The sequence below is a fragment of the Mycobacterium sp. 1245801.1 genome (genome assembly GCF_001673055.1).
In the GTDB taxonomy this organism is placed as follows: Bacteria; Actinomycetota; Actinomycetes; order Mycobacteriales; family Mycobacteriaceae; genus Mycobacterium; species Mycobacterium europaeum_A.
The window spans coordinates 1-2,361 of sequence record NZ_LZKY01000290.1; the positions used below are offsets into that span (position 1 = coordinate 1).

The 2,361-nt window shown below is 68.5% G+C and carries 2 protein-coding genes; one reads left to right on the forward strand and one right to left on the reverse strand.

The window, feature by feature from the left end; all coding sequences use genetic code 11:
* Positions 1-945, reverse strand: a 945-nt coding sequence (locus A5622_RS18600; RefSeq protein ID WP_156748733.1) for an amino acid permease, incomplete at its 3' end; no start/stop codon positions are given.
* A gap of 63 nt (positions 946-1,008) precedes the next feature.
* Here A5622_RS18600 and A5622_RS18605 point away from each other — a divergent pair.
* Positions 1,009-2,361 (forward strand): NAD(P)/FAD-dependent oxidoreductase (locus A5622_RS18605; RefSeq protein ID WP_066860435.1); only part of this gene is annotated, 1,353 nt, incomplete at its 3' end.

Sequence of the window (2,361 nt, forward strand, 5' to 3'; positions counted from 1 at the left end):
GGTGGCCAGGTTCGCCTGCCCGCGGCCGCGGACCGTCTTGAGTTCGGTGTAGGACACCATGCCCGACAGCACCACCGCGACGGCGACGTAGAGCAGGGTCACGATGCCCAGCGACGCCAGGATTCCCCGCGGCACGTCGCGCTGCGGGTTCTTGGTCTCCTCGGCCATGGTGGCGACGATGTCGAACCCGATGAACGCGAAGAACACGATGGACGCCCCGGCCAGCACGCCGTACCAGCCGTAGTGGCTGCTGTGCGCGCCGGTCAGCAGCGACAGGACGGACTGGTCGATGCCTTTGGCCTCGCGACCGGCCTCCGGCTTGGGGATGAACGGCGAATAGTTGGCGCGCTTGATGTAGAAGACGCCGACCACCACGACGAAGAGCACCACCGACACCTTGATCGCGGTGACCACCGCGGAAAACCTTGATGACAGTTTGGTGCCCAGCGCGATCAGGGTCGCCACGCCGCCGACGATCACCAGCGCCCCCCAGTCGACCTGGGCCCCGCCGAAGCTGGCCGTGCCGCCGGCGAATCCGAAGACCGTGCCCAGATAGCTCGACCAGCCCTTGGCCACCACGGCGGCGCCGATCGCCAGTTCCAGCACGAGGTTCCAGCCGATGATCCAGGCCAGGAACTCCCCGAAGGTGGCATAGGAGAAGGTGTAGGCGCTACCGGCCACCGGCAACATCGAGGCGAACTCGGCGTAACACAGCGCGGCCAGCGCGCAGGTGCCCGCCGCGATCACGAACGACACCCAGATGGCCGGGCCGGTGATGTCCCCGGTGGTGGACGCGGTGACCGTGAAGATGCCCGCGCCGATCACCACCGCGACGCCGAAGACGACCAGGTCTCGCCAGGTCAGGTCCTTACGCAGCTTGGTGTCCGGCTCGTCGGTGTCGGCGATTGATTGCTCGATCGACTTGGTCCGCCATCGATTGGCCATGCATCAGCCCTTTCCCAACGCTGGGAGCCATTGGTCCGTCACAGTACTGGGTACTCTCCGCCAATGCCGGACAGCACAGCAACGGCCAGGGATCACGCCGTCGTCATCGGCGGGAGCATCGCCGGCCTTTGCGCCGCGCGGGCGCTCGCCGAGGCGTATTCGCGGGTGACGGTGTACGAACGCGACGAATTGCCGGCCGAACCGGCGAACCGGGCGACGGTGCCCCAGGACCGGCACCTGCACATGCTGATGGCGCGCGGGGCCATGGAATTCGAGGACCTGTTCCCCGGACTGCTGGACGACATGGTCGCCGCCGGTGTCCCCAAACTGGAAAACCGGCCCGACTGCATCCACCTGGGCGCCGCGGGCCACGTGCTGGGCACCGGCAGCACGTTGCGCGACGAGTTCACCGCCTACGTGCCCAGCCGCCCGCACCTCGAATGGCAGTTACGCACGCGCGTCCTCGGCATCGACAACGTGACAGTGGCGCGGCGCTCGGTGGCCGAGCCGCGCTTCGACCCGGCGCGACAGCGGGTGACCGGTGTGCTGCTGGATCCCGCCGGCCCGGACGGCGGCGATCAGGAGTTCGTGGCCGCGAACCTGGTCGTCGACGCGGCGGGCCGGGGCACCCGGCTGCCGGTGTGGTTGGAGCAGTGGGGATTCCAGCGTCCCGTCGAGCAAGAGATGAACATCGGCATCCATTACGCCACCCAGCAGTTCCGCATCCCCGACGGGCTGATCGCGGAGAAGGTGGTGGTCGCCGGCGCCTCTCACGACGAGTCCCTGGGCATGGGCATGCTGTGCTACGAGGACGGCACCTGGGTGCTGACCACGTTCGGCGTGGCGAACGCCAAACCGCCCAAGACCTTTCCCGAGATGCTGGAGCTGGCGCACCGGCTGCTTCCGGACCACTTCAACGCCGCCCTGACGCACGCCGAACCGCTGGGCGATCCGGCGTTTCACGCCTTCCCGGCCAGCAAGTGGCGCCGCTACGACAAGCTGGAGCGCCTCCCGGCCGGCATCCTCGCCTTCGGCGACGCGGTGGCCAGCTTCAACCCCACCTTCGGGCAGGGCATGACGATGACGTCGCTGCAGGCCGGTCATCTGCGCCGGGCCCTGCAACTGCCCGACGACCAGGTGGCCGCGGCGCTGAACCGGGCCACCGCCAAGAGCACCTTCCCGGTGTGGACGATGAACGCGATCGGCGACGTCACGTTCCACCACGCCGGCACCAAGGGAACCATCCCCTGGTGGTGGCGGCCCTCCGGGGCGCTGTTCGACCAATTCCTGGGCGCCGCCGAGACCGATCCCGTGCTCGCGGAATGGTTCCTGCGGCGCTTCTCGCTGCTGGACAGCCTGTATATGGTTCCGCCGCCGCGGATCATCGGCCGCGCCATGGCGCACAATCTGCGGCTC